Raw genomic sequence first — 25,525 nt, forward strand, 5'->3', positions numbered from 1 at the left:
ATACCCCGGAGGTATCGCCGGGCACCCGATCGGTCTTGGCCCTCGGCCGCCACCAGGGACGACGCTGACGGGCATGACGACGACGGCGCTGGTGACGGGCGCGAACAAGGGCATCGGGTACGAGATCGCGGCCGGGCTGGGCCGGCTGGGCTGGGCGGTGGGCGTGGGCGCCCGCGACGACGCGCGGCGGGAGGAGGCCGTGGCCCGGCTGCGGGCCGACGGCGTGGACGCCTTCGGGGTCGCCCTGGACGTGACCGACGACGCGAGCGTCGCCGCGGCGGCCGCGCTGCTGGAGGAGCGCGGCGGGCTCGACGTGCTGGTCAACAACGCCGGGGTCACCGGCGGCGGCGAGCAGCTGCCGAGCAGGGTCGACATGGACGCCGTCCGCGCCGCGGTGGAGGTCAACGTCTGGGGCGTGATCCGGCTGACCAACGCGGTGCTGCCGCTGCTGCGCCGCTCGCCGTCCCCGCGGATCGTCAACGTGTCCAGCGGGGTGGGGTCGCTGACCCGCCAGGCCGCGGACGACGGCAGCACCGGCCCGCTCTCGGCGGCGTACTCGCCGTCCAAGACCTACCTCAACGCGGTCACCCTGCAGTACGCGAAGGAGCTGAAGGACACGCCGATCCTGGTCAACATGATGTGCCCGGGGTTCGTGGCCACCGACCTCAACGGCCACCGCGGCACCCGCACCCCGGCCGAGGGGGCGCAGAGCGCGATCCGGCTGGCGACGCTGCCCGACGGCGGACCCACCGGCACCTACTCCGACGACGACGGCCCCGTGCCCTGGTGACCGGGCGGGACGGGGCCGGCACAGGCAGAGTGGGCACTCCCCGACCCCGTGGAGGCTCCCCGTGTGGCTGTTCCTGACCCGTCGCCTGCGCATGTGGCTGCTGCTGAGCGTCGGCGCACCGCTGCTGGCCAAGCTGCTCCAGCGGGTCGGTGACTCCCTCGAGCGGCGCACCGGCCGGACCACCCTGACCAAGGCCCTGCGCCAGGGCGGTCAGTTCATCGACTCCCGCCGCCGCGGCGCCCGCCGGGAGGCCCGCCGCGCCGGCCGGCGCTGAGTCACCCCTGCACGACCGCGTCGGTCGCGGCCGCCTCCTGCACCGCGGGGGCGGCCGCCGGCCGGCCCCTCCGGATCGCGACCGAGAGACCGGCGGCCACCAGGCACAGCAGCGCGGCGCCGTACCAGGCGCCGTCGTAGCTGCCGGTGACGTCGCGGACCACCCCGGCGGAGTACGCCGCGGCCGCCGAGCCCAGCTGGTGGCTGGCGAACACCCAGCCGAAGACCACCGGCGCCCGGGCCCCGAAGTGCTGCCGGCACAGCGCCAGCGTGGGCGGCACGGTGGCCACCCAGTCCAGGCCGTAGAAGACGATGAACGCGATCATCGAGGCCTGCAGGTCCGACCCGAACAGCGGCGGCAGCAGGAACAGCGACAGCCCGCGCAGCGAGTAGTAGGCCAGCAGCAGCAACCGGGGGTCGACCCGGTCGGTGAGCCACCCCGAGGCGATCGTGCCGGCGATGTCGAACAGCCCGACCAGCGCCAGCAGCGACGCCGCGGTGGTCACCGGCATGCCGTGGTCGTGCGCGGCCGGGATGAAGTGCGGCTGCACCAGCCCGTTGGTGGTCGCCCCGCAGATGGCGAACCCGGCCGCCAGCAGCCAGAACACCCGGGTGCGGGCGGCCAGCGCCAGCCCGGCCAGCGCGGTGCGCGCGGCGTTGCCGGTGGTGCGCGGCGGCTCGTCGTCCGCCGTCCCGCCGTAGGGCACCGCACCGAGGTCGCTGGGCCGGTCGCGCAGCCACCAGGCCACCAGCGGGACGACGGCGAGCGCGGCGGCCGTCGTGCCCAGCGCCGCCGGGCGCCAGCCGTGGGCGGCCGAGACCGTGGCGACCACCGGCAGGAAGACCAGCTGCCCGGCCGCCCCGCCGGCGGTGAGCACCCCGGAGACCAGGCCGCGGCGGGCGACGAACCACCGGCCGGTCACCGTGGCCACCAGCGACATCGCCATGGACCCGGTGCCGAGGCCGACGAGCAGGCCCCAGCACAGGACGAGCTGCCACGGCGCGGTCATGAACACGGTCAGGCCCGACCCGACGGCGACGACCAGCAGCGCGGCCACGACCACCCGGCGGATGCCGAAGCGCTCCATCAGGGCGGCGGCGAACGGGGCGGTGAGGCCGTAGAGGGCCATGTTCAGCCCGACGGCGGCGGAGATGGTCGAGGTGGACCAGCCGAACTCGGCCTGCAGCGGCTCGATGAGCACCCCGGGCACGGCCCGGAACGCCGCGGCTCCGACGAGGGCCAGGAAGGTCACCGCGGCGACCCACCAGGCGGGGTGCACCCGGCGTCGGGTCGCGGTGGTCACCGCGGGAGCATCCCCGCCCGGCAGGCCTCAGTCCAGCGCGGCGTGCCCGTGGTGCTCGGCGGGACGCTGCTCGGCGCGGTCGGCCCTGCGGTCGCGCAGCCAGTCCGGGATCGCGATCACCAGCGCGCCGAGGGCACCCAGCACCGCGACGCCCAGCGCGACGCCGGCGGCGGTCGAGTAGTCCTGGCCGCTCGCGCCCAGCACGACGTAGAAGAGCCCGGGCAGGACGGCGGAGCCCAGCGCCGCACCGAAGCGCTGCGTGGTCTGCAGCCCGCCGCCGGCCGCCCCGGCCATCCGCACCGGCACGTCGCGCAGGGTCAGCGTGATGTTGGGGCTGATGACGAACCCGCCGCCCAGGCCCGCGAGGAACAGCGCCGGCAGCACCGCCCAGGTCAGGGTGCCCGGGTCGAGGGTGTAGACGAGGAACGCGGTCAGCAGCAGCCCGGCCGAGACCACCGACAGGCCGACCACGGTGAGCAGGCGGCCGACCCGGCTGACCAGCCGGCCGGCGACCGCCGCCGACCCGGCCGCGCCGATCGCGAAGGGCACCACCGACAGGCCCGAGTGCAGCGGGGTCCAGCCCAGCCCGGTCTGGAAGTACAGCGCGAAGACCAGCCAGATGCCGCTGAACCCGATGAAGTACACGGTGCCGACGGCGACGCCGGCGGCGTAGCCCCGCGTCTGCGTGAGCAGGCGGACGTCGAACACCGGCTCCCGGCCGCGGGACACCACCCGGCGCTCCCAGCGCACGAACGCCGCGATGACCGCCGCGCCGACCAGGAACAGCCACCACAGCCGGCGCAGCCCGCCGGACTCGGCCTGCACCAGCGGCAGCAGCACCAGCACCGCGCCCAGCGCGAGCAGCAGGGTCCCGACGACGTCGATGTCGGTGTTCGTCCCCGAGGGCCGGCCCTTCGGCAGCAGCCGGGCGGCCAGCACCAGGGCGACGACGCCGATGGGCACGTTGACGAAGAAGATGGTCCGCCAGCCCAGGTCCTCCCCGAACAGGCCGATGAGCAGCCCGCCGACCACCGGTCCGGTCGCGGTGGACAGGCCCACGGTGGCGCCGAACAGGCCGAACGCCCTGCCCCGCTCGGCGCCGCGGAACAGCTGCTGGATCAGCGCGGAGTTCTGCGGGGCGAGGAACCCGGCGGCGACCCCCTGCAGCAACCGGGCGGCGACCAGCAGCTCGATCGTCGGCGCCGCGCCGGCCAGGGCGCTGGTGAGCACGAAGGCGGCCAGCGCGACCAGGAAGATCCGCCGCCGGCCGAAGGCGTCGCCGAGCCGTCCGGCCGGGACGAGCACCAGGCCGAAAGTGAGCGCGTAGCCCGACACCACCCACTGCACGCCCGCCGCGGTGGTGCCCAGCGCGTCGCGCATCGAGGGCAGCGCGACCGACACGATGCTCACGTCGAGCAGGGTCATGAACCCGGCCACCAGGTTGACCGACAGCGCCCGCCAGCGGCGTGGGTCGGGCTCGTAGTCGTCCTGGGTCGACGCAGGTCGGCGGTCGGTCGAGGTCACGGAGGACCGTCCTACCCGACGGGGCCCCGGTCACTCCCCGCCGCGCCGGTGTGACCACCGACTCCCCGGTGCGGCGGCCGGGCGGCGGCCGGTGCGTGGCAGAGTGGGTCCTACCGGCGCCGCCCCCCGCTCGTCCTGGAGCGGGTGGAGCCGACGTCGGCGCAGAGGCAGCGCCACCTTGGCGCGCCGGCGACCCGACGTCCGACCGGACGGTGCGGCTCGAGGACGAGCCCCGCCCTGGCGATCGACGGTGGCCACCTTCCCGGTGAGGACACCCGTGACTCAGAACTCCCCCGACACCACCCCCGAGGCGCACGGCGCGCGCCCGCGCCGCCGCGCCACCAGCCCGGCCGGCCCCGGCGGCGAACGGCAGGCCCCCGCCTTCCGCGCCGCGGGCACCCCGCAGGCCACCGCCCGCCCCGAGTCCCGGCCCGGGTCCGCCCGGCCGGACAGCGGCCAGCACGAGGGCGGGTCCGGCGAGGGCCGTCGCCGTCGCCGCGGTGGCCGCGGCCGGGGCAACGGCCCCCGCCCGGAGCAGGCCGGCACGCCGGTCGCCGAGACCGCGCCCGCGCCGGCCCCCGTCGTCCCGCAGCAGGCGCCGGCCACCGTGCTGCCCACCGACACCACGTTCGCCGAGCTCGGCGTCCCCGCCCCGCTGGTCGAGGCGCTGACCGCCTCGGGCATCACCGCGCCGTTCCCGATCCAGGTCGCGACGCTGCCCGACACCCTCGCCGGCACCGACGTGCTGGGCCGGGGCCGCACCGGCTCGGGCAAGACGCTGGCGTTCTCCCTCCCCCTGGTCGCCAGGCTGGCCGCCTCGACGGCCGCGCGGCAGCCCCGCAAGCCGCGCAGCCTGGTGCTGGTCCCGACCCGCGAGCTGGCCAACCAGGTCGCCGCCGTCGTCACCCCGCTGGCCACCGCCGTGGGGCTGAAGGTCACCGTCGTCTTCGGCGGGGTGGGCCAGAACCCGCAGGTGCAGGCGCTGGCCGCCGGCGTCGACGTGCTCATCGCCTGCCCCGGCCGGCTCGAGGACCTCATCGGCCAGGGCCACTGCGACCTGTCCGCGGTGGAGATCACCATCCTCGACGAGGCCGACCACATGGCCGACCTGGGCTTCCTGCCCGGTGTCAAGCGGCTGATGGACCGCACCCCGAAGGTCGGCCAGCGGCTGCTGTTCTCCGCGACACTGGACAACGGCGTCGACGTCCTGGTCCAGCGCTACCTGGACCGGCCCACCACGCACTCGGTCGACCCCGCCGTCGCGCCGGTGTCGACGATGACCCACCACGTGTTCCGGGTGGAGGCCGCCGACAAGCCGCAGGTGGTCAAGGAGCTGGCCTCCGGGCTGGACCGGGTGGTGCTGTTCACCCGCACCAAGCACCAGGCCAAGAAGCTGGCCAAGCAGCTCACCGCCGCCGGCGTCCCCGCCGTGGACCTGCACGGCAACCTCAGCCAGAACGCCCGCGAGCGCAACCTCGAGGCCTTCACCACCGGCTCCACCCGGGTGCTGTGCGCGACCGACATCGCCGCCCGCGGCATCCACGTCGACGACGTCGCGATCGTGGTGCACGTCGACCCGCCGGCCGAGCACAAGGCCTACCTGCACCGCTCGGGCCGCACCGCCCGTGCCGGGGCCGGGGGCACCGTCGTCACCGTCGCCACCCCGGACCAGGCCGGCGAGGTCCGGCTGCTGGCCCGCCAGGCCGGCATCACCCCCGAGGTCACCGCGGTGCGCCCCGGCGCGCCGCAGATCGCCGCGCTGACCGGCCCGCCGGCGCCCTACGTGGAGCCCGCCCCGGTCGCCCCGCCGCAGCCCCAGGGCACCGGCGGCGGTCGTCGCCGCAGCGGTGGCGGCGGCGGTCGCGGCGCGACCGGCGGCGCCGGCGGCCGGACGTCGTCCTCCGGTGGTGCCGGGCGGTCCTCCGGGCCGGCCCGCACCCGGGCCGAGCTCGCCGCCCGCGCCGGGCAGCAGCCCGCCCGCCCGCGGCGCAGCACCGGTCGCTGATCCACCCGCCGCCGGGGGGCCCGCACGGGCCCCCGGGCGGACGGGAGCGGTCTGGGGGAGGATCAGGTCCCCCCACCCGCACGACGATCGAGGTCCCATGCGCCTGCCCATCACCGCCGCCGAGATCGCGCCGCGTCTGGCCACCGGCGCGTTCATCCTGAACTCCGGGCTGGGCAAGCGGCACGCCGACGAGGCCACCGCCGCCGGCCTGCACGGGTTCGCCTCCGGCGCCTACCCGTTCCTGCAGAAGAGCTCCCCCACGGCGTTCGCGAAGAACCTGTCCACCGCGGAGATCGCCATCGGCGTGGCCCTGCTGACGCCGTTCGTGCCCACCGCCGTCGCCGGCGCCGCGCTCACCGGCTTCGCCGGCGGGCTGCTCGGGCTCTACCTGCGCACCCCGGGCCTGACCAAGCCCGGCAAGTCCGTCGCCCCCACCCAGGACGGCCTGCCGGTGTCCAAGGACGTGTGGATGCTGGGCATCGGACTGGGCCTGCTGACCCAGGCCGCGGCCGCCCGTCGCGCCCGCAAGGGCTGACCTCCCCCACCCAGGGCTGGCGCGCTCCGCCGCCCTGGGTGGAGGCTGTGGGCGACGTCGCACCGGCACCCGACGCGCAGCCGGTGGCCAGCCCGACTGGAGGACGGCGTCCGTGGGACGATGAAGACATCATGACGACATCCGGAGCTGCTGCTGTGACCACGAACCCGACCGCCGGCCGCCGTCCGCGGGTGGTCATCATCGGATCCGGCTTCGGCGGCCTGTTCGCCGCCCAGCGGCTGCGCAAGGCCGACGTCGACATCACCCTCATCGCCAAGACCGGCCAGCACCTGTTCCAGCCGCTGCTCTACCAGGTGGCCACCGGGATCATCAGCGAGGGCGAGATCGCCCCGCCGACCCGCGACATCCTGAAGAAGCAGGAGAACGTCACGGTCATCCTGGGCGAGGTCGTCGACATCGACCTGGCCGACCGCACCGTCACGTCCTGGCTGCTGGGCCGGGAGTCGACCTTCTCCTACGACCACCTGATCGTGGCCGCCGGCGCCGGGCAGTCCTACTTCGGCAACAGCCAGTTCTCCCAGTTCGCGCCCGGCATGAAGACCGTCGACGACGCCCTCGAGCTGCGCGGGCGCATCCTCGGTGCCTTCGAGATGGCCGAGGCCGCCACCGACCCGGCCGAGATCGACCGGCTGCTGACCTTCGTCGTCGTCGGCGCCGGCCCGACCGGGGTGGAGATGGCCGGCCAGATCGCCGAGCTGGCCCGCCGCACGCTGAAGAACAACTTCCGCAACATCGACCCGAAGTCCGCCCGGGTCATCCTGCTCGACGCCGCACCCGTGGTGCTGCCGCCGTTCGCGCCCAAGCTGCAGGAGAACGCCGCCAAGCAGCTGCGCGACATCGGCGTGGAGATCCAGCTCGGCGCGATGGTCACCGGCCTGGACGCCAACGGCCTGGACGTCAAGGAGGGCGACACCACCCGCCGGATCACCGCGGCCACCAAGATCTGGGCCGCCGGCGTGCAGGCCAGCCCGCTGGGCGCCCTGCTGGCCCAGCAGTGCGACGTCACCGTCGACCGCGCCGGCCGGGTCGAGGTGCAGCCCGACCTCACCCTGCCCGGGCACCCCGAGGTGTTCGTGGTCGGCGACATGATGAGCCTGGACAAGCTGCCCGGCGTCGCGCAGGTCGCGATCCAGGGCGGCCGGTTCGCCGCCGACCGCATCGCCGCGACCGTGGCCGGGCGCCGGCACAAGGAGAAGTTCGAGTACTTCGACAAGGGCTCGATGGCCACCATCAGCCGCTACAAGGCCGTCGCCGACCTCGGCAAGATCAAGGTCACCGGCTTCCTGGCCTGGGTGATGTGGCTGCTGGTCCACCTGGTCTACATCGTCGGGTTCAAGAGCCGCGTGGTGACGACGTTCAGCTGGATCGTGTCCTTCCTCGGCAAGGGCCGCGCCCAGCGGGTGGCCACCCAGCAGCAGGTCTACGGCCGGCTGGCGCTGGAGAAGCTCGGCCCGGACTTCGAGGTCGCGCAGACCGGCGGGCTGCACGGCTCGGCCGCCGACCCGGTCGACACCGGCGACCCGGTGACCGAGCACCCCGCCCAGCGCACCGTCGCCTGAGCCGTGGGCGCGGCCCCGGTCTGGCTGGAGGTCGCGCTCAACGGCACGTGGGGCACCGGGCGGCAACCGCTCGCCCCGGTGACCACGCAGGCTCTGGTCGCCGAGGCGGTCGCCTGCGTCGACGCCGGCGCCGCCGTCGTCCACCTGCACTCGTTCGACGACGCCGGCCGGCCGCGCGAGGACTACGAGCTGTACGCCCCGGTGCTCGAGGCCGTCCGGGCCGCCCGGGACGCCGTCTGCTACCCCACCGTCCCGATGGGACCGGTACCGGCTGCCGACGCCGCGGCCGGGCGGGAGCGCTACGCGGTGGTCGACCGGCTGGCCGCCGCGGGGCTGGTCGAGTGGGCCGTCGTCGACCCGGGTTCGGTGGTCGTGGCCAGCGCCGACGAGCTCGCGGCCGGCGGCGACGGGTTCCTCTACGCCAACGGGGCCGCCGACGTCCGGGCCGGGCTGGAGGTCTGCGCCCGGCACCGGCTGGTGCCCAGCTTCGCGGTCTACGAGCCCGGCTTCACCCGGCTCGGCGCCCTGCTCCGCCGTCCCGACGCACCCCGGCCGGTGCACCGGTTCATGTTCAGCGACACCTTCGGGTTCGGCTTCCCGCCCGCGGACTGGGCGCTGGAGGCCCACCTGCGGCTGCTGGAGCTGTGCGACCCCGGTGCGCCGTGGATGGTGGCCGGGCTCGGCGTCGAGCTGGGCGACCTGGCCGACGTCGCGGTCGAGCGCGGCGGGCACGTGCGGGTGGGGCTGGAGGACGCCCCGCTGGGTTGCCGGCGGACCAACGTCGAGCTGGTGCGGGACGCCGTCGCGCGCATCGAGGCGGCCGGGCGCCGGGTGGCCACGCCGGCCGAGGTCCGGGCCGCCACACTCGGGGCATGACCAGCCTGACCCTCTCGGACTCGATCGTGATCGCTGCCTCGCCCGAGGAGGTGTACGACCTGGTCTCCGACGTCACCCGCACCGGCGAGTGGAGCCCGCAGTGCCGGGAGTGCTGGTGGGAGCCGGGCGCCAGCGGTGCGGTCGGCGACCACTTCGGCGGCCGGCAGGAGACCGCCGAGCGGACCTGGGAGACCCGGTCGCGGGTCGAGGAGGCGCAGCGGCCGCGGGCCTTCTCCTGGAGCGTCAACGACCGCAAGGTGTTCTGGCGCTACGACCTCGAGCCGGTGGACGGCGGCACCCGGCTCACCGAGTCGTGGGAGTTCGCCGACGCGGGCCAGCAGTTCATGGCCGACAAGTACGGCGCCGACGCGCAGCGGGAGATCGACACGCGGACCGACGCCGCCCGCAGCGGCATCCCCGCGACGCTCGCGGCGATCAAGCAGATCGCCGAGCGGGGTGCGGTGTCGCAGAACTGAGACACCGGGTGGGTTGTGCGTGGTCCATCCGGCCGGTGGGGTGGACCCGACCAGCCCACCGAGGATCGGAGCGACGATGCCCACCCCCACCGACGACCGCCGCGACCTGCTGACCGTGATCGCGTACATGAAGGCCGCGCCCGGCAAGGTCGACGAGCTGCGCACGGCGCTCGAGGGCCTCATCGCGCCCACCACGGCCGAGGACGGCTGCGTCAACTACGACCTGCACGAGGCGGTCGAGGAGCCCGGGACGTTCTTCTTCTACGAGAACTGGGAGTCCGGCGAGCACCTGGACGCGCACCTGGCCACCCCGCACCTGGTGCAGCTGGCCGAGCGCATCCCCGAGCTGCTGGACTCCGACGGCCTGACCATCACCCGGCTGAAGCGGATCGCCTGATGGCCCTCGACGTCCGGGTCATCGGGCCCGAGGAGCGCGACACCCGCACCGCGCAGACCCCGGGCCTGCAGCGGTTCGCGGCGATCTGCGCGGACAAGACCGGGTCGTCGCAGCTGTGGATGGGCTACGCGGTGCTGGAGCCCGGTGGCAGGACCGGCGTGCACCACCACGGCGAGTCCGAGACGGCCATCTTCGTGATCAGCGGGGTCACCCGTTGGTGGGTCGGCGAGGAGCTCGACGACGTCCGCGAGGCCCGGGCCGGGGACTTCGTGTTCATCCCGCCGGGCATCGTGCACTGGGAGCAGAACGCCAGCGACACCGAGCCCGTGGAGATGGTCGTCGCCCGCAGCACGCAGGAGGCGATCGTCGTGGCCGTGGAGGGGCACCCGCACCGCCCCGCGCACGCCAGCTGAACCGGTGGGGCCGGCGATCCCGGCCCCACCGCAGCATCACGATTGTCGTTGCCATCGATTGTCGTTATGGTGCCGGCATGACCTCGACGGCGACCCGCCCCCTGCTGGGCCCACGCTCCTCCCGCACCCTCAGCGTGGTGCTCGCGGGCCTGGCCACCCTGGCGGTCGGCGCCGTCGTCGTCCGGGTGACCGACGCACTGACCTTCGCCTCGGTGCTCACCGAGGTCACGCTGACCACGCGCACCCGGCTGGACCTCGACGCGGCGCTCCGGCTGCCCGAGGAGCTGACGCTGTCCGGGCACGACGTGGTCGCGCGGCTCGTCGCCGACGACCTGCCCGCCGGGACCCGGCTGCTCGTCGTGACCGGCGAGATGCTGCCGTGGCTCTGCGCCGGCCTGGCCGCCCTGGCCTTCGCCCGGGTGGTGTGGGGTCTCGGGAGCGGGGACCCGTTCCGCCCGGGGCACGCCCGCCTGGTCGTCGCCATCGCCGTGCTGTGGGCGGTCGGCAGCTGGGTCACCCCCCAGGTGGTCCGCGCCGGCTCTGTCGAGGTGCTCGCGTTCGGCGGCAACCCGGCGGGGCTGGAGCCGGCCACCGACAGCAGCTCGATCGTCGTCACCTGGTTCGGGCTGCTGCTCCTGCTGGCCGTCGCCGAGGTGTTCCGCCGGGGCGCCCGGCAGGCCCACGAGGTCGAGGGCCTGGTGTGACGGGGCAGGACGACGACCGCCCGCACCGGGTCACCTGCCACCTGGACCACCTGCTCGCCGCCCGGGGCATGACGCTGGTCGAGCTGTCCCACCGCACCGGGGTCTCGACGGTCAACCTGTCGGTGATGAAGAACGACCGGGCCCGGGCGGTGCGGTTCTCCACGCTCACCGCCGTCTGCGACGCGCTGGGCTGCCAGCCGGGTGACCTGTTCACCGTGCACCCGTCCTGAGCGCCGCGGCTACCGTGCGCTGGTGACGACCCGCACCCGTTCCCTGGTCACCGGCTCCTCCCGCGGTATCGGCGCCGCGATCGCGCAGACCCTGGCCGCCCGCGGCGACGCCGTCGCCGTGCACGCCGGGCGCAACGTCGACGCCGCCCGCGACGTGCTCGCCGCGCTGCCCGGTGAGGGCCACGTGCTGGTCACCGGCGACCTGGCCGACCCCGCGGCCGTGGCGGCCCTGGTGGCCGACGCCGTCGTCGGCCTCGGTGGGGTGGACGTGCTGGTCAACAACGCCGCCGCGCACGACCCGCTGGTGATCGAGGAGTCGACCTACGAGCGGTGGCAGGAGTCCTGGCAGCGGATCCTGTCGGTCAACGTCGTGGGCACCGCCAACGTCAGCTGGCAGGTGGTGCGGCACCTGCTCGACCGCCCCGAGGGCCCGGACGGCGGCCGGATCGTCACCGTCGGCTCGCGGGGTGCCTACCGGGGCGAGCCGCAGGCGATGGCCTACGGCGCGTCGAAGGCCGCGGTGCACTCCCTCACCCAGTCCCTGGCGCTGGCGCTCGGCGGGCACGGCATCGGGGTGAGCGCGGTGGCGCCGGGGTTCGTGGCCACCGACATGGCGACGTCGCTGCTGGCCGGCCCCGTGGGCGACGGCATCCGGGCGCAGAGCCCCTTCGGCCGGGTCGGTGAGCCGCCGGAGGTCGCGGCCGCTGTCGCCTTCCTCACCGGGCCCGACGCGCTGTGGTGCAGCGGCGCCGTCCTCGACGTGAACGGCGCCTCCTACCTGCGATGACCACCCGGGTCCTGCAGGTGCTGGTGGAGGAGTGGGAGCTCGGCTGCTGTGGCGGTCCCGTCCACCCCGGCGACCGCGTCGAGTGGTCACTGACGTTCTCCGACCGGGTCGAGGACGCGGCCGGAGCACTGCTGACGGAGACCTGGTTGATCACCGACCTGCCCAGCGCATCGCTCGGGTGGTCAGCCAGCCTGCTGACGTCCGGGTCCGTCCAGGCCGCCTGGGCCGCCGACGGAGGTCGAACGCTGCCGATCGGCACCCACCAGATGACCGGGTACCTGGTCGCGAGCTGGCACGGCGGCGGGGTGGTGGCGGACCCGCCGGTGGTCGGCGGTGTGGTCGAACGGATCCGCGTCGTGGAGCAGCGGTACGAGCTGGTGCACACCCCGCCGGCGGACCGTCCCTGGGCGCCTGGCCCCTGGGCACGCGGCGTCTTCGTCCCCGTCCCGGCGAGCGCGGAGCTCACCGCCGTCGAGGTGGCCGACGGCCGGGACAGCGGTCACGCCCTCCCGGCGCCCGGCGACACCTCCTACCGCACCCGCTCCGGGTGGCTGGTGGACCTCGCCGTCGAGCGCTGAGGGCCATCTGCGTCGGCTTCGTCCGTAGACACCCGGGGTGGCCGGACATCTCCGACGGTGTGCGCGTGGGATACCGGCCGGCCACCGTCCAGAAGGTCCGGCCACCCCGGGCCGCCGAGTGGCCCGAGGGGGCCAGACCGGCGGGTAGGTCGGGGGCATGACGACACCGCCGCGCCCCCTCGCCCTGGTCACCGGTGCCTCCAGCGGCATCGGCCGGGAGATCGCCGACCGGCTCGCCCGGGAGGGCCATGACCTGGTGCTGGCCGCCGAGGACGAGGTGGGGCTGGCCGCGGCCGCCCGGCGCACCGGTGGCCGCGGCGTCGACGTCGAGCAGGTGGTGGGCGACCTGCGCAACGGCTCGGCGGTCGAGGAGCTCGCCGCCGCCGTCGGGGACCGTCCCGTGGACGTGCTGGTCCTGGACGCCGGCGTCGGCGTCGGCGGGCCGTTCGTCGAGCAGGACGTCGCTGACGTGCTGTCGGTGGTCGACCTCGACGTCCGGTCGACGGTGCACCTGGCCCGGCTGCTGCTGCCCGGCATGGTCGAGCGCGCCCGCGGCCGGGTGCTGGTGCTGTCCTCGATCGCCGCGACCATGCCGGGCCCGCACCAGGCGGTCTACAACGCCTCGAAGTCCTTCGTGCAGAGCTGGGCCGAGGCGCTGCAGCGGGAGCTGTCGGGCACCGGGGTCACCGTCACCTCGCTGATGCCCGGCCCGGTGGACACCGACTTCTTCGCCCGCGCCGGCCTGGTGGGCAGCCTCATGGGCAAGGGACCCAAGGACGACCCGGCCGACGTCGCCCGGGCGGGCGTCGAGGCCCTGCTGGCCGGCAAGCGGAAGGTCTACGCCGCCTCACCGCTCGTCAAGGTCGTCGGCGGGGTGAACGCCGTGCTGCCCGACGGCGTCAAGGCCGTGCTGCACGAGCAGGTGGCCAAGCTGCGCTGAGGCCGGTCAGCGCTTCTGCCGGCGGCTGCCCCCGTGCCAGTCCTCGGTCTCCCCCACCTCGCCCGGGGCGACGCCGAAGCTGCGCAGCTGGGGCCGCTCCCGCAGCGACCGCTTCAGCTCGGTGAACCCGGGGAACGAGGCCAGCCCGACGACGTGGTCCCACAGCGCGACGGCGTCCTCGGGGGCGGGCAGCCGGCTGATCACGGGGCCGAAGAAGGCGAGCCCGTCCGGGGGCAGGAACTGGAGGATGGGGGTGCCGACGTCCTTGCCGGCCAGCGCCAGCGCCTCGTCGGTCTCGGCCTGCACCAGCGCGTCGCGTCCCTCGTCGTCCAGGGCGTCGGCGAGGTCGGCCGACCAGCCGAGGTCGGCCAGCACGGGCGCGAGGAAGTCCCGGGTGCCACGCCGGTCGTGGCCGGGGGTGCCACCCGTGGGCTCGGCGTCGTGGATGCCCGTGCCGACCGCGGTGTAGAAGCGGCCCACGCCGTCGTCGCCGTGCTCGTCGCGGACCGCGGCCGCCACCCGCAGCAGCCGCAGGCCGGCGGTGTGCCCGGCCTCGTACTCCGGCGGGAAGTGGCTGGCGTAGTCGACGTGGGCGTTGAGCAGCCGCAGCGAGATGAACCGCCACTCGACGGTGTACTCGCGCTGCCGGGCCACCTCCTCGACCCACCGGCTGGTGAGCCAGGCGAAGGGGCAGACCGGGTCGAACCAGAAGCGGAGGTCGGTCACCGGCCCAGTCTCGCCGTCAGGGCAGGGGCACGCAGATCGCGTCGGCGTCGTCCGCGCACAGCGCGCCGACCGTCGGCGTCCCCGGCGTGTAGGGCAGGTCGCCCTCGGAGTGCAGCCGCAGGTGGTCGATGCGGACGTCCAGGGTGCTGAACACCTCGGCGCGGCCCTGCGGGGTCGCCGGGGTGACGGCGTCCTGCAGGACGACGTAGGCGGTGGCGCGGCCGCCGTTGCCGTGCGACCAGAACGTGTCGGTGAGCCCGAAGGGCGGGTCGTCCTGGCAGTAGGGCTCGGCCGAGCCGTCGAAGAAGACCCCGGTGGGGGCGAGGCCCGCCGGGGTGTCGGCGGTGGTGGAGACGGTGAGGTGGCCGGCGAGCTCGTCCCGGCCGGCCTGCAGGGTGATCGGGACGTACTGCAAGGCGGGGAAGTCGACCCGGCAGTGCTCCGACCAGCCCGGCATGGGCGGCACCAGACCGGTCTGCACCTGCCCGACCGTGACGGTCAGGTGCGCGGCGGTCCCTCGCCGAGCGCCGCGCCCAGGCCGCAGCCAGCCGTCGTCATCAGCACCGCGGCCAGCGCGACCGCCGTCCGCACCGCTCGTGCCACCGCTCCCCCGTCCGTCCCGGCGCAGGGTGCCACGGTGCGCCCCCCGGCGGAAGCGGCCCGCAGCTCACCCGCAGGGGTGGCACAGCCACCGCACGGCTGCAGGGGCGGTCGCGGGTGCCGATGGGGCAGCAGACCTCCAGCCCCCGGGTCCACCTCGCAGTCGCCCCGGAGGTCCGGTGCCCGGTCGTCGCTCGTCCCCTCTCCGCCGTCGTCCCCCGCGGGGCGCCCCGCTGTGGGCGTACCTGACCGCGCTGGTCGGTGTCCCGCTGGTCGGGGTGGTCGTGCTCACCTCCGTCATCGTCGACACCCGGCGCACCGAGGCGGCCAGCGCCGCCCGCGCCGAGGACGCCGTCCAGGTGACCGCCCTGCTCGACGAGGCCCGCCGGACGACGGAGAACGAGGCCGTCTGGGCGCTGCTGCTGTGGGCGGTCGACGACCCCGCCACGCTCACCGCGATCGGGCTGCCGGTCGACCAGGTCACCGCGCAGCGGCCCCTCGTGGTCGACATCCAGGCCACCTACCGGGCGGCCACCGACGACGCCCTCACCGCGCTGGGGGCCCGCCGTCCGGGGCTGGCCGGGACCGTCCGGGAGGACCTGGCCGGCCTGCGCCGGGTCGGGGAGACGCGCACGACCGGCCTGCACGGCCTGTACCTGGACTACGTGTCGCTGTCGGACCGGCTGATGGCCGCCGAGCGGCGCGCGGCCACCGACGCCGGCGCCGGCGGCACCCCGGCCGCCACCCGCGCGGCGATCGCCGACGCGCAGCTGCTGGCCGGCTACGCGCAGGCGGCCAGCCGGCAGATGCCGCTGTTCCTGGGCTCGATGATCGACCAGGAGGCCGGGTCGCTGATCGGGTCCCGGCTGGGCTGGGAGACCGGCTGGCTGGCCTACACCGACGCCCGTGCGCAGCTGGAGGACCTGGCCGACCCGGCCACCGCGGCCCGCTGGCGGCTGTTCGCGGCCGGCCCCGCGGTGCTCGGCCTGGACGGCGCGCTGGACCCGGCGGCGACCCCGCCCGGCGCGGTGCCCACCGTCGCGCAGGTCGTGTCGCTGGCGCTGCAGCGCAGCGTGCGCGACACCGACACCGCGGAGCTGACCGGTGCCGCGTTCCAGCGCGCCCAGCTGCTGGCCGAGGAGGACGCCGACGCCGCGACCGACCGGTCGAGGTCCACGCTGCTGCTGGCCGGTGTCCTGGTCGCCCTCGGCGCGCTGGGCGCGGTGCACCTGGCCCGCACCGTCGGCCGGTCGCTGGGCCGGCTGGCCGCGCAGGCGTCGGAGGTCAGCCGGGGCTCGCTGGTCGAGGTGGGCACCCGTGGCCCGCGTGAGGTGCGCACGGTCGGCGCCGCCCTGGGGACGGCGGTCGGGAGCCTGCGCCGCATCCAGGACCAGGCGCAGGCGGTGGCCGAGGGCGACCTGACCAACGTGCTGCTGGAGGAGCCGTTGCCCGGCCCGCTGGGCGCGGTGGTGCACGCCTCGGTGCAGCAGATCGTGGCCTCGGTCCGCCAGCGGGAGGAGCTGCAGTCCGCGCTGGCCCACCAGGCCGCGCACGACCCGCTCACCGACCTGCCCAACCGGGCGCAGGCGCGCGCCCTGACCGCCGCGGCGCTCAACCGGGCCCGCCGGTCCGGGGAGATGGTGGGGCTGCTGTTCGTCGACCTCGACGGGTTCAAGGCCGTCAACGACGGCTACGGCCACGCCTGCGGCGACGAGGTGCTGCGCGAGGTGGCCCGCCGGCTGCGCGGCCAGCTGCGCGGCGGCGACGTCGTCTGCCGGCTCGGCGGCGACGAGTTCGTCGTGCTGGTGGAGCCGGTGGAGGTCGAGGCCGACCTGGTCGAGCTCGCCGAGCGCCTCATCGCGACCGTGGCCCGCCCGATCACCGCGCAGGGCCACCGGGTGGCCGTCGGGGCGAGCATCGGCGTCGCGGTGAGCCGGGACGCCGGCATCGACGCCGACGCACTGTTCGCCGAGGCCGACACGGCCGCCTACCGGGCCAAGGCGCACGGCCGCGGCCGGGCCGAGGTCTTCGACGACGCGCTGCGCGCCCAGCTGACCGAGCGGGCCGAGCTGGAACGGGCGATCGCGGCCGGGCTGGGTTCCGGGGAGTTCGAGGTGCACTACCAGCCGGTGATGGACGTCGGCACCTCGGCGGTGGCCGGGTACGAGGCGCTGGTGCGGTGGAACCGCCCCGGCCACGGCGTCGTCCCGCCCGACGAGTTCATCCCGGTCGCCGAGACCAGCCGGCTGGTCTGCGACCTGGACCGGTGGGTGCTGGGCCAGGCCACCGCGCAGCTGGCCGCCTGGCGCACCGCGGCCGGCGGGGCGGCCGACCACGTGACGATGGCGGTCAACCTGTCCGGGCGGAACCTCACCGACCGCCGGGTGGTCGACGACGTCGCCGCGGCCCTGGAGCGCACCGGGCTGCCGGCCGACCGGCTGGTCCTGGAGGTCACCGAGACCGTCCTGGTCGACGACCCGGTCGCCGCCGAGCACCTGGCGGCGCTGCGCCGGCTCGGGGCCTCGGTCGCCATCGACGACTTCGGCACCGGCTACACCTCCATCGGCCAGCTGCGCGACCTGCCGGTGGACACCCTCAAGATCGACCGCAGCTTCGTCGGCTCCGCCGAGCCCGGGCACGACCAGCTGGTCGCGCTGATGATCCGCGCGGCGCACACCTTCGGCCTCACCGTCGTCGCCGAGGGCGTGGAGGACCTGGCGCAGCTGGGCCGGCTGCAGGACGAGCGGTGCGACCACGCCCAGGGGTGGTGGTTCGGCCGCGCCCTGCCCGCCGACCGGGCCGGCGAGCTGCTGCTGGGGACCTCAGCCGCGCAGGTGGGCCGATGACTGCTGGGCGGTGCTGACCAGCGCCTGGTCGGGCCGGATGCGGGTGACCTCCACCGACTGCGCGGGCAGCAGCGCCGCGAGCAGCCAGTCGGTGCCCACCCGGACCCGGTTGGCCATCGAGGGCAGCGCGTAGAGGTGGTAGCCGCGGGCGACCAGCTTGGCGAGCGGGCCGTGCAGCTTGATGCCCAGCGGCTTGGCGATCGCGTCGCGTCCGCCGAGGTCGGCGACCAGGCCGAGGTCGTGGTGCCGGTAGGGCTTGGCGGTGCCGTGGCCCAGGCTCGCGGCGACGTTGCGGCCCAGCGCGGTGCCCTGCCGCTGCGCGTGCTGCGCCGTCGGCGGGGTGAGCGGGGTGCCCTCCTGGGTGAGGTCGGGGACCGCGGCGGCGTCGCCACCGGCGAACACGCCCTCGGCGCCGGGCACCGACAGGTCGGGCCGGACCACCAGGCGGCCCTTCTGCAGCGGCAGGTCCAGGGTCTCGACCAGCGGGCTGGCCGCGACGCCGGCGCCCCACACGAGCGTGCGGCTGGGGATGACCGACCCGTCGGTCAGCTCGGTCTCGCCGTCCCTCGCCTCCTTCACCGTCACGCCGAGCCGGACGTCGATGCCGCGCCGCTTCAGCGCACCCAGGGCCTTCTCCCCCAGCTCCGGGCCGAGCTCGGGCAGCACGGACTCGGCGAGGTCGATCAGCACCCAGGCGATGTCCGAGGGCTGCACCCGCGACCAGCGGCTAGCGATGGTCGAGAGCCAGTACTGCAGCTGCGCGACGATCTCGGTGCCGGTGTACCCGGCGCCCACCGCGACGACGGTCAGCCGCTGCCGGCGCTCGGCGTCGTGCTCGGGCCCGGCCGGCAGGGCGTCGGCGCGGTCGAGCTGGCGGAGCAGGTGGTCGCGCAGGAACTGGGCCTCGACCAGCGTCTTCACCCCGTGGGCGCGCTCGGCGACGCCGGGGATGTCGAACTGGCGGGTGATCGACCCGGGCACCAGCACCAGCCGGTCGTAGGAGAGCGTGACGACCTCCTCGGTGGCGCCGCCGTCGTCCGTCGTCCGGACCGTGACCGTCTGCGCCCCGTGGTCGACCTCGGTGGCGCTGCCCAGCACGACGCGGGTGCGGCGCAGCTGCTGGCGCAGGCTGATCGCGATGTGCCGGGGCTCGACGACGCCGGCGCTGACGTCGGGCAGCAGCGGGCTGTAGAGCAGGTAGTCGCTGGGGTTGACCAGGACGAGCTCGGCCGCGTCGGCCGGCAGGGTCTTCTCCAGGGTGCGCAGCGCGTGGAAACCGGCGAAACCGCCTCCGACGACGACGATCCGGGGGCGGGCCATGGGGTTCTCCTCGGGCTCGGGTGCGGGGCTGGTCTGCACCTGCCCCGCACCCACCGGGTCCAACCCGTCTCGTAGGTCACCCCGCCGCGGTGCGGGGGGCCTCCCAGAGGTCGATGCCGGAGTCGACGGCGTGCCGGTCGATGGTCGCCAGCTCGTCGTCGGTGAAGGCCAGGTTGCCCAGCGCGCCGACGTTGTCCTCCAGCTGCCGGACGCTGCTGGCGCCGATCAGCACGGTGGTGAGCCGCTGGTCGCGCAGCGCCCAGGCCAGGGCGAGCTGGGCGAGGGTCTGCCCGCGGCCCTCGGCGATGCCGTTCAGCGCCCGGACGTGGCCCAGCGCCTCGTCGGTGAGCAGGTCCGGCGACAGCGACTTGTCCTGGCTGGCCCGCGACCCCTCCGGGATCCCGTCCAGGTACTTCGAGGTGAGCATGCCCTGGGCCAGCGGGGAGAAGGCGATGCAGCCGGCGCCCACCTCGGCGAGGACGTCAAGCAGGCCCTCGGTCTCGATCCAGCGGTTGAGCATCGAGTAGCTGGGCTGGTGGATGAACAACGGCGTGCCCAGGTCGGCCAGGATCGCAGCGGCCCGGCGGGTGTCCTCGGGGCCGTAGGAGGAGATGCCGGCGTAGAGCGCCTTCCCGCTGGTGACGGCGGTGTGCAGGGCACCCATCGTCTCCTCCAGCGGCGTGGTCGGGTCGGGCCGGTGGCTGTAGAAGACGTCCACGTACTCCAGGCCCATCCGCTGCAGCGACTGGTCGAGGCTGGCCAGCACGTACTTCCGCCCGCCGCCGCCCTGGCCGTACGGGCCGGGCCACATGTCGTAGCCGGCCTTGCTGGAGATGACCAGCTCGTCGCGGTAGGGGCGGAAGTCGTCGCGCAGGTGCCGGCCGAAGTTGGTCTCCGCCGACCCGTAGGGCGGGCCGTAGTTGTTGGCCAGGTCGAAGTGGGTGATGCCCAGGTCGAACGCGCGGCGCAGGACGTCCCGCTGCCGGTCGAAGGGGACGTCGTCGCCGAAGTTGTGCCACAGCCCCAGGCTGATCGCGGGCAGGTCGGTGCCGCTGCGCCCGGTGCGGCGGTAGGTCATATCGTCGTAGCGGTTCTGCGCCGCCTCGTAGGCCATGCGCTCGACCTTGCCCTGTGCGGGCTCAACCCGTGCAGGCGGGGCAGGCACCGGCGGCGCCGGGGTCCCACCGTGCGCTGCTGACGGCGACGACCGCGCCGCAGAGCGCCAGCTCCGGGCCGCCGTCCAGCTCGTCGACCCCTCGGTGGGCCTCGACGGCGTGCACGTGGCTGTACCCCGCCTGCCAGCGGGCCGGCGAGGTGGGCCGGCAGATGCCGAGCAGGAGGGCGGAGGCGGTCGTCGTGGTCACGTCCCGATCCTGCGGTCCGGGCGGTGCGGGCGGGCCGCCCTTGACGCCGTCCTGACGGTCGGCCACCCGATCCTGACGGCTGGACGACGCGGACTGCGGGGTTCTCGCCCCCTCGACGTCCCCGGGGAGGGCGGGAACCCCGCAACCGGACCAGCGCACCTCCCCCTCAGAGGCGGCGGACCATGACCGTGCGGCGACCGTGCCGGTCCAGGCCCAGCTCCTGCTCGTGCGCCCGCAGCGCGGCCAGGGCAGGCGGAGGGTCGGGGTCCTCGACGAAGCCGTGCCGGGCGTAGAACGGACCGTTCCACGGCACGTCGGCGTAGGTGCACAGCGTCAGCCGGTCGGCGCCCGCCGCGCGGGCCTCGGCAACCGCCGCCTCGACGAGCGCTCCGCCGACGCCCCGCCGGCCGTGCCCCGGGTGCACCGACAGCTGCTCGAGGTGGACCGCGCCGTCCAGCTGCTCCAGGACCGCGAACCCGACCGGCGGCCGCCCGGCGACGAGCACCCGCCAGGACCGCGCCCGCTCGGCGGCGGTGGCCGGCGGCGGCAGGTCGTCGACGCCGAGGGGGACGAACAACTCGTCGGCCGCCGCCTCGATTGCCGGCAGCTGCGGGAGGTCGTCGTCCTCGGCCCGCCGGATCACCGTCACGCGGTGATCATCGTCAGGTGCAGGCCGGACGCGGGCACCACCGGCGTGTCCCGGCTGCGGATGACGATGATCAACGGGGAGCAGGGCGGGCTCAGAGCTCGGTGACCTCGTAGGTGTGGCCGGCCGCGCGGAGCCTGTCCACCAGCACCTCGCCGAACGCAGTCGCCGGGGTCAGCGAGCCGGCCCGGTCGGGCAGGTCGTCCAGCGCCAGCGACAGCCCTGCCTCCCCCAGCATCACCGCGGTGGCCGCGTAGCCCGGGTCGCCCTTCCCCGCGGCCACCGACCGGTAGCGCCGGCCGGACTCCGTCGTCCCCGTGGTGGCCATCCGGAAGAACCCGGCCGCCCGGGCCTGCGCGTCCGGGCCCTCGCCGGGGGCGGGCAGCACCTTGTCCAGCAGCGCCGCCGTCGGGCCGAAGGACATCGCGGGGACGGCGGCCGCCAGCCCGCCGGTGACCGCGGCGGCGGTCAGCGCGCCGGTGATGCCCCCGCCGGTGGCCATGACCTCGCCGTAGGAGAAGCCGCGGCCGTAGGCCCAGTCCTGCAGCGCGTTGCTGCGCCGGACCACCCGGGTGTTGAACGGCGCCATCACGAAGGGCGCGGACCAGCGGCCGTCGGCGGTGCGGGACGGCGGCCCGGCGTCGCGGGGCTGGCGGGTGGCGGGCTCGGCGGCGCGGTCGGGGCTGAGCGCGTACGGGTGCCCGGCGACCCGGCGCAGCTCCGGGCGCTCCTTGACCGCGGCGAGCTGGGTGCGCAGGGAGTCGATGGTGCCGCCGGAGAACCCGCCCTTGGCGGTGGCGACGGCCTGCACGTCGGTCAGCGCACCGGCGCCGTCGGCGGCGGCCCGCCGGGCGAGCTCGGCGACGGCGAGGTCGGAGGGGATGGAGTCGTAGCCGCAGGCGTGCACGATCCTCGCCCCGGTCGAGCGGGCCACCTCGTCGGTGGCGTCGATCGCGTCGCGGACGAAGAGCACCTCGCCGGTCAGGTCGGCGTAGTGCGTGCCGGCGCGGGCGCAGGCCTCGACCAGCGGCAGGCCGTAGCGGGCGTAGGGGCCGACGGTGGTGACGAGGACGCGGGTGCTGGCGGCCAGCTCGTCCAGCGCGGCGCGGTCGGCGGAGTCGGCGACCAGCACGGGCCAGCTGCGGCCCCGCTCGGGCAGGTCGGCGCGGACCAGCTCGACCTTGGCGCGGGTCCGCCCGGCCAGGGCGATCCGGGTGCCGTCGGGCGCGTGCTGCGCCAGGTAGGCCGCGACGAGGCGGCCGACGAAGCCGCTGGCACCGAACAGGACGAGGTCGTGGGCGCGGTCGCTGCTCATCGGACCATCCTCGCCGACCGGTAGCCTCCCCGCGTGACCGGGAACCCGGAGCCGGGCCGGCTCTACAGCGACCTGTTCCAGGACGCGTCGCACTTCGAGGAGCGCTTCGTCGACGACCTCGACCGGCTGGCCGCGATGAGCTCGGCGCTGAAGACCCTGGGCCTGCGGGTGGTGCTCACCAGCGGATCGTTCGACATGATCCACGAGGGCCACAGCCGCTACCTGGAGGCGGCCCGCTCGATGGGCGGGTTCCTCATCGTCGGCGTGGACAGCGACGAGAAGGTCCGCCGCCGCAAGGGCCCCTCCCGCCCGGCGGTGCCGGAGATGGAGCGGCTGCGCATGGTGACCCACCAGCGCGGGGTCGGCATCGTGACCCTCAAGCACGTCGACCACGAGCAGTGGGCGCTGATCAAGGCGGTGCGCCCCAGCGTGCTGGTGGCCACCGCGGAGACCTACACCGCCGACGAGGTGGCCCGGCTGGAGGCCGAGTACTGCGACCGCGTCGTGGTGCTCGACCGGATGTCGACGGTGAGCACCTCGGCCCGCCTGCGGCTGATCCACCTCGCCGACGCGGCCAACGCCACCGACGAATGACCCAGCTGCTCCTGCACGCGCCGGTCTACCACGCCGGGCACCGCCGGCTGCTCGCCGCGCACCCCGAGGTCAGCCAGGTGCTGCTGCTCGGCGACGGGTTCGCCGAGCGGTTCCCCGCGATGCGCAAGGAGATCCGCGGGCTGCCCGCCGACGTCGTGGCCCGGGTGCTGGCCGCCGAGCACGAGGTCGAGGTCCGTGTCGTGCAGCCGGCCGACCTGCCCGCCGCGCTGGAGGACGTCGTCCTGGCCGCCGACGAATCGGTCACCCGGGAGCTGGCCGCCGACCACCCCGGCGTCACCTGGCTCTTCGCGCGCACGTTCCTGCGCTGGGACCGGCAGTGGGCGCTGGAGGAGCGCCCGGCCGGCGCCACCGCGGGGACGACGACCGACCCGGTGCACGTGGCGCTCATGCAGCAGGCCGTCGCCGCCGGCGACCGGTCCTCGGACTGGTGGCGGCAGGTCGGCGCGCTGGCCGCCCGCGACGGGCAGGTGCTCGGCGTCGGCCACAACCGGCACCAGCCGACCGAGCACGCGCCCTACGTCGACGGCGACCCCCGCAACGAGTTCTCCCGCGGCCTGCGCGCGGACCTGTCGACGGCCATCCACGCCGAGGCCTCGCTGGTCGGCCGGGCCGCGGCCGGGGAGTTCGACACCGCGGGCGCCGACCTCTACGTGTCGGCGTTCCCCTGCCCGGCCTGCGCCTACCTGGTCGCCGAGGCCCGGTTCGCCCGCTGCTTCTTCCGCGGCTCGTACTCGCTGCTGGACGCCGAGCGCATCCTGGCCGCCGCGGGCACCGAGCTGGTCTGGGTGGACCTCGGCGCCGGTGGGGTCAGCGCGCCGAGCTGAACCGCATCCGCAGCGGCTGTTGCCCGTCGGGCACCAGCACGTGCAGGTGCACGTGGGCGATGGTGCCGCCGGTGCCCTCGCACGGGCCGTTGCGCATGCCCAGCCCGTAGGGGCCGCGCTCCTCGCCGCGGACGGCGCGCAGCACGGTCCAGAGGTCGGCGCGGGCGGCGTCGTCGAGGTCCAGGACGTCGGTGACGTGCGCGCGCGGCACGAGCAGCAGGTGCTGCGCCGCGCCGCGGTAGGGGAAGTCGTTGTGCAGCGCCCGCCAGTGCGCGGTCTCGGTGACCAGGTCACCGCCGCCGACCTCGGTGCCGGCGTCGGCGCAGAACAGGCAGACGCCACGTGCCTCCAGGTCGGCCATCCGGGCGACCTGCTCGGGGGTCCGGGCGTTGGCCGGGCAGTAGAGGTCAGCCACGGGTGAGCGTCTCGAACGTCACCTCGGTGCCCGACCCGGTGGTCAGGTCCCGGCTGTCGACGACGGTGAACCCGTCCAGCCACCCCTCGGGCATCCGGGTGTCGCCGCCGGGGGTCAGGTGCACCCGGGTCAGGTGCACGGTGCCCACCTGCGGCAGCGCCTGCCGGTAGAGCTGGGCGCCGCCCATGACGACGACGTCCGGGTGCGGTGCGTCCACGGCCAGCCGCCCGGCCAGCTCCAGCGCGGTGTCCAGGTCGGGGACGACGGTGGCCGCGTCCGGCGTCCACACCTGCGGCCCGCCCGGCGGGGTGCTGCCGCTGACGACCACGGTGTGCCGGCCGGGCAGCGGCCGGCCCAGGCGGGACGTCACCGACTCGTGGGTGAGCCGGCCGGCGACGACGACGTGGCCGGTGGTGAGCTCGCGGAAGCGGCGCAGGTCCTCGCTGATATGCCAGGGCAGGCCGTTGCGGTCGCCGATGACGCCGTCGTCGGCGACCGCGACGACCAGGGACAGCGTCACGGGGCCGGTCACGACGCGACCGGGATGCCGCGGATGGCCGGGTGCGGCTCGTAGTCCGACAGCTGGAAGTGGGTCGCCCGGAAGTCGTGGATGTCGGTGACCGCCCGGCCCTCCTCGGTGAGGGTCAGCGTCGGCAGCCGGCGCGGCTCGCGGGTGATCATCTCCTGCACGGCGTCGAGCTGGTCGACGTAGACGTGGGCGTCGCTGATCGTGTGGTGGAAGGTGCCCGGCCGCGTGCCGGTGAGCTGGGCGAGCATGAGCAGCAGCGCGGCGTACTGCGCCATGTTCGACGGCACCCCGACCGGGACGTCGCCCGAGCGCTGGAACATGTGCAGGTGCAGCGCCCCGTTGAGCACGCGCACGTGCACCCAGCCGTGGCAGGGCGCGATCGTCGTCCCGGGGGTCTTGCCCTCCCCGCGCACCTGGTACTGCGGGATCCAGGGCGAGACGAAGTGGGTGCGCAGCTCGGGCAGCTCGGTGATCTGCTCGACGAGGTGGGTGAACTGGTCCATCGGCTCGCGGCCGGGCGGGGCGGGGAAGTCGTGGAAGGCGCCGCCGTAGGAGCCCGGGCCCAGCGAGCCGTCGGGCAGGCCGCGCTTGCGGGTCTTCTCCGGCGTCGCCCAGGCGTCCCACCAGTCGCAGCCGAACGCCGCGAACTCCTCGACCGTGGTGGCGCCGTTGATGAAGGCGCACAGCTCGCCGACCGCCTTGGGCCAGAAGCCCTTGACGGAGCGCTCGGTGATCAGCGGGAAGCCGTTGCGCAGCGGGTAGCGGGTGGTCTGCTGCATGAGGGTCAGCGCCTCGACGCCCTGCCGGGTCGGGGTCCGCTCCCCCTCGGTGACGATGGCCCGCAGCACCGCGGCGTACTGGCCGTCGGGGGTGCGCTCGGCGAACGGCAGGTACAGGTCGTCGGTCACCGGGA

29 protein-coding genes are annotated in these 25,525 nt (G+C 75.3%); 17 read left to right on the forward strand and 12 right to left on the reverse strand.

The features are described from left to right. The first annotated feature begins 73 nt into the window (after positions 1–73). Together BM158_RS20775 and BM158_RS20780 are read left to right on the forward strand one after the other, a co-directional pair. A complete protein-coding gene (locus BM158_RS20775; RefSeq protein ID WP_091564193.1) occupies positions 74–790 on the forward strand; it encodes an SDR family oxidoreductase in 717 nt (238 codons plus the stop codon). Positions 791–851: 61 nt separating this feature from the next. Further along, positions 852–1,064 carry a hypothetical protein gene (locus BM158_RS20780; protein ID WP_091564195.1) on the forward strand — a complete coding sequence of 71 codons (213 nt, stop codon included), beginning with the start codon at positions 852–854 and terminating at the stop codon, positions 1,062–1,064. A 1-nt stretch (position 1,065) separates the two neighbouring features. Here BM158_RS20780 and BM158_RS20785 read toward each other — a convergent pair whose 3' ends face one another. Both BM158_RS20785 and BM158_RS20790 read right to left on the reverse strand, forming a co-directional pair. Then, complete coding sequence (locus BM158_RS20785; protein ID WP_091564198.1) at positions 1,066–2,367, reverse strand: MFS transporter; 1,302 nt, start codon at positions 2,365–2,367, stop codon at positions 1,066–1,068. A gap of 27 nt (positions 2,368–2,394) precedes the next feature. Continuing rightward, the gene (locus BM158_RS20790) at positions 2,395–3,891 is read right to left on the reverse strand and encodes an MFS transporter (RefSeq protein ID WP_091564201.1); all 1,497 of its coding nucleotides are present in this window, start codon (positions 3,889–3,891) and stop codon (positions 2,395–2,397) included. 277 nt (positions 3,892–4,168) lie between these two features. Between BM158_RS20790 and BM158_RS20795 the strand changes: the two genes are divergently transcribed. The 12 genes from BM158_RS20795 to BM158_RS20850 all read left to right on the forward strand — a co-directional run bounded on the left by BM158_RS20795 (position 4,169) and on the right by BM158_RS20850 (position 13,412). Then, on the forward strand, positions 4,169–5,896 hold the full coding sequence (locus BM158_RS20795; RefSeq protein WP_229827912.1) for a DEAD/DEAH box helicase: 1,728 nt from the start codon (positions 4,169–4,171) through the stop codon (positions 5,894–5,896). 97 nt (positions 5,897–5,993) lie between these two features. After that, complete coding sequence (locus tag BM158_RS20800; RefSeq protein WP_091564203.1) at positions 5,994–6,431, forward strand: hypothetical protein; 438 nt, start codon at positions 5,994–5,996, stop codon at positions 6,429–6,431. Between the two features lie 155 nt (positions 6,432–6,586). Then, positions 6,587–8,011: an NAD(P)/FAD-dependent oxidoreductase gene (locus BM158_RS20805; protein WP_229827911.1), complete on the forward strand. Its 1,425-nt coding sequence runs from the start codon at positions 6,587–6,589 to the stop codon at positions 8,009–8,011. Positions 8,012–8,014: 3 nt separating this feature from the next. Then, positions 8,015–8,887 (forward strand): beta-keto acid cleavage family enzyme, encoded by an 873-nt coding sequence (locus BM158_RS20810; protein ID WP_091564208.1) that lies wholly within the window; start codon positions 8,015–8,017, stop codon positions 8,885–8,887. Continuing rightward, positions 8,884–9,363 carry an SRPBCC family protein gene (locus tag BM158_RS20815; protein ID WP_091564210.1) on the forward strand — a complete coding sequence of 160 codons (480 nt, stop codon included), beginning with the start codon at positions 8,884–8,886 and terminating at the stop codon, positions 9,361–9,363. Before BM158_RS20810 ends, BM158_RS20815 begins: the two co-directional genes overlap by 4 nt. 76 nt (positions 9,364–9,439) lie before the next feature. Next, complete coding sequence (locus tag BM158_RS20820; RefSeq protein WP_091564212.1) at positions 9,440–9,760, forward strand: putative quinol monooxygenase; 321 nt, start codon at positions 9,440–9,442, stop codon at positions 9,758–9,760. Continuing rightward, on the forward strand, positions 9,760–10,173 hold the full coding sequence (locus BM158_RS20825; RefSeq protein WP_091564215.1) for a cupin domain-containing protein: 414 nt from the start codon (positions 9,760–9,762) through the stop codon (positions 10,171–10,173). The genes BM158_RS20820 and BM158_RS20825 overlap by 1 nt, the downstream gene beginning before the upstream one ends. A 77-nt stretch (positions 10,174–10,250) precedes the next feature. Next, on the forward strand, positions 10,251–10,877 hold the full coding sequence (locus BM158_RS20830; RefSeq protein ID WP_091564217.1) for a hypothetical protein: 627 nt from the start codon (positions 10,251–10,253) through the stop codon (positions 10,875–10,877). Beyond that, positions 10,874–11,107, forward strand: coding sequence for a helix-turn-helix domain-containing protein (locus BM158_RS20835; protein WP_091564218.1), 234 nt, complete (start codon positions 10,874–10,876; stop codon positions 11,105–11,107). Before BM158_RS20830 ends, BM158_RS20835 begins: the two co-directional genes overlap by 4 nt. A gap of 22 nt (positions 11,108–11,129) precedes the next feature. After that, positions 11,130–11,894, forward strand: coding sequence for an SDR family NAD(P)-dependent oxidoreductase (locus tag BM158_RS20840; protein WP_207506858.1), 765 nt, complete (start codon positions 11,130–11,132; stop codon positions 11,892–11,894). Then, a complete protein-coding gene (locus BM158_RS20845) occupies positions 11,891–12,472 on the forward strand; it encodes a DUF6578 domain-containing protein (protein WP_091564220.1) in 582 nt (193 codons plus the stop codon). The genes BM158_RS20840 and BM158_RS20845 overlap by 4 nt, the downstream gene beginning before the upstream one ends. A gap of 157 nt (positions 12,473–12,629) precedes the next feature. Beyond that, a complete protein-coding gene (locus tag BM158_RS20850) occupies positions 12,630–13,412 on the forward strand; it encodes an SDR family NAD(P)-dependent oxidoreductase (RefSeq protein ID WP_091564222.1) in 783 nt (260 codons plus the stop codon). Between the two features lie 6 nt (positions 13,413–13,418). Here the strand turns inward: BM158_RS20850 and BM158_RS20855 are convergent, their stop codons facing one another. Together BM158_RS20855 and BM158_RS20860 are read right to left on the reverse strand one after the other, a co-directional pair. After that, positions 13,419–14,138 carry a mycothiol-dependent nitroreductase Rv2466c family protein gene (locus BM158_RS20855; protein ID WP_091564224.1) on the reverse strand — a complete coding sequence of 240 codons (720 nt, stop codon included), beginning with the start codon at positions 14,136–14,138 and terminating at the stop codon, positions 13,419–13,421. A gap of 16 nt (positions 14,139–14,154) precedes the next feature. Next, the gene (locus BM158_RS20860; RefSeq protein ID WP_109504878.1) at positions 14,155–14,619 is read right to left on the reverse strand and encodes a hypothetical protein; all 465 of its coding nucleotides are present in this window, start codon (positions 14,617–14,619) and stop codon (positions 14,155–14,157) included. Positions 14,620–14,917: 298 nt separating this feature from the next. Here BM158_RS20860 and BM158_RS20865 point away from each other — a divergent pair, with 298 nt between their 5' ends. Next, positions 14,918–17,584 (forward strand): putative bifunctional diguanylate cyclase/phosphodiesterase, encoded by a 2,667-nt coding sequence (locus BM158_RS20865; RefSeq protein ID WP_131802097.1) that lies wholly within the window; start codon positions 14,918–14,920, stop codon positions 17,582–17,584. Here the strand turns inward: BM158_RS20865 and BM158_RS20870 are convergent. The 5 genes from BM158_RS20870 to BM158_RS20890 all read right to left on the reverse strand — a co-directional run bounded on the left by BM158_RS20870 (position 17,561) and on the right by BM158_RS20890 (position 22,229). Next, positions 17,561–18,904: an NAD(P)/FAD-dependent oxidoreductase gene (locus tag BM158_RS20870; RefSeq protein WP_091564380.1), complete on the reverse strand. Its 1,344-nt coding sequence runs from the start codon at positions 18,902–18,904 to the stop codon at positions 17,561–17,563. The genes BM158_RS20865 and BM158_RS20870 overlap by 24 nt on opposite strands. 76 nt (positions 18,905–18,980) lie before the next feature. Then, the gene (gene mgrA / locus BM158_RS20875) at positions 18,981–20,018 is read right to left on the reverse strand and encodes an L-glyceraldehyde 3-phosphate reductase (protein ID WP_091564230.1); all 1,038 of its coding nucleotides are present in this window, start codon (positions 20,016–20,018) and stop codon (positions 18,981–18,983) included. Positions 20,019–20,043: 25 nt separating this feature from the next. After that, on the reverse strand, positions 20,044–20,268 hold the full coding sequence (locus tag BM158_RS20880; protein ID WP_131802098.1) for a hypothetical protein: 225 nt from the start codon (positions 20,266–20,268) through the stop codon (positions 20,044–20,046). A 166-nt stretch (positions 20,269–20,434) separates the two neighbouring features. Continuing rightward, positions 20,435–20,917: a GNAT family N-acetyltransferase gene (locus BM158_RS20885; RefSeq protein WP_207506860.1), complete on the reverse strand. Its 483-nt coding sequence runs from the start codon at positions 20,915–20,917 to the stop codon at positions 20,435–20,437. Between the two features lie 91 nt (positions 20,918–21,008). Beyond that, entirely contained in the window at positions 21,009–22,229 is a 1,221-nt protein-coding gene (locus BM158_RS20890; RefSeq protein WP_091564235.1) for a saccharopine dehydrogenase family protein, read from the reverse strand. 33 nt (positions 22,230–22,262) lie between these two features. Between BM158_RS20890 and BM158_RS20895 the strand changes: the two genes are divergently transcribed. Then, on the forward strand, positions 22,263–22,823 hold the full coding sequence (locus tag BM158_RS20895) for an adenylyltransferase/cytidyltransferase family protein (protein WP_091564238.1): 561 nt from the start codon (positions 22,263–22,265) through the stop codon (positions 22,821–22,823). Beyond that, entirely contained in the window at positions 22,820–23,668 is an 849-nt protein-coding gene (locus BM158_RS20900; protein WP_091564241.1) for a deoxycytidylate deaminase, read from the forward strand. The genes BM158_RS20895 and BM158_RS20900 overlap by 4 nt, the downstream gene beginning before the upstream one ends. Here BM158_RS20900 and BM158_RS20905 read toward each other — a convergent pair. The 3 genes from BM158_RS20905 to thyA are packed head-to-tail and all read right to left on the reverse strand — an operon-like array spanning position 23,652 to position 25,520. Continuing rightward, complete coding sequence (locus BM158_RS20905) at positions 23,652–24,083, reverse strand: HIT family protein (RefSeq protein WP_207506862.1); 432 nt, start codon at positions 24,081–24,083, stop codon at positions 23,652–23,654. The two genes, BM158_RS20900 and BM158_RS20905, sit on opposite strands and share 17 nt — an antisense overlap. Next, positions 24,076–24,615 (reverse strand): dihydrofolate reductase, encoded by a 540-nt coding sequence (locus BM158_RS20910; protein WP_091564243.1) that lies wholly within the window; start codon positions 24,613–24,615, stop codon positions 24,076–24,078. The genes BM158_RS20905 and BM158_RS20910 overlap by 8 nt, the downstream gene beginning before the upstream one ends. Beyond that, positions 24,612–25,520 carry a thymidylate synthase gene (gene thyA / locus BM158_RS20915; protein ID WP_207506864.1) on the reverse strand — a complete coding sequence of 303 codons (909 nt, stop codon included), beginning with the start codon at positions 25,518–25,520 and terminating at the stop codon, positions 24,612–24,614. The genes BM158_RS20910 and thyA overlap by 4 nt, the downstream gene beginning before the upstream one ends. Between the last annotated feature and the right edge of the window lie 5 nt (positions 25,521–25,525).

This window comes from Klenkia taihuensis (genome assembly GCF_900112525.1).
GTDB classification, from domain to species: domain Bacteria; phylum Actinomycetota; class Actinomycetes; order Mycobacteriales; family Geodermatophilaceae; genus Klenkia; species Klenkia taihuensis.

Coding starts and splice junctions, on each gene's coding strand:
- BM158_RS20775 (WP_091564193.1), top strand. CDS start 74: ATGACGACGACGGCGCTGGTGACGGGCGCGAACAAGGGCATCGGGTAC.
- BM158_RS20800 (WP_091564203.1), top strand. CDS start 5,994: ATGCGCCTGCCCATCACCGCCGCCGAGATCGCGCCGCGTCTGGCCACC.
- BM158_RS20815 (WP_091564210.1), top strand. CDS start 8,884: ATGACCAGCCTGACCCTCTCGGACTCGATCGTGATCGCTGCCTCGCCC.
- BM158_RS20820 (WP_091564212.1), top strand. CDS start 9,440: ATGCCCACCCCCACCGACGACCGCCGCGACCTGCTGACCGTGATCGCG.
- BM158_RS20825 (WP_091564215.1), top strand. CDS start 9,760: ATGGCCCTCGACGTCCGGGTCATCGGGCCCGAGGAGCGCGACACCCGC.
- BM158_RS20830 (WP_091564217.1), top strand. CDS start 10,251: ATGACCTCGACGGCGACCCGCCCCCTGCTGGGCCCACGCTCCTCCCGC.
- BM158_RS20845 (WP_091564220.1), top strand. CDS start 11,891: ATGACCACCCGGGTCCTGCAGGTGCTGGTGGAGGAGTGGGAGCTCGGC.
- BM158_RS20850 (WP_091564222.1), top strand. CDS start 12,630: ATGACGACACCGCCGCGCCCCCTCGCCCTGGTCACCGGTGCCTCCAGC.
- BM158_RS20870 (WP_091564380.1), bottom strand. CDS start 18,904: ATGGCCCGCCCCCGGATCGTCGTCGTCGGAGGCGGTTTCGCCGGTTTC.
- mgrA (WP_091564230.1), bottom strand. CDS start 20,018: ATGGCCTACGAGGCGGCGCAGAACCGCTACGACGATATGACCTACCGC.
- BM158_RS20890 (WP_091564235.1), bottom strand. CDS start 22,229: ATGAGCAGCGACCGCGCCCACGACCTCGTCCTGTTCGGTGCCAGCGGC.
- BM158_RS20900 (WP_091564241.1), top strand. CDS start 22,820: ATGACCCAGCTGCTCCTGCACGCGCCGGTCTACCACGCCGGGCACCGC.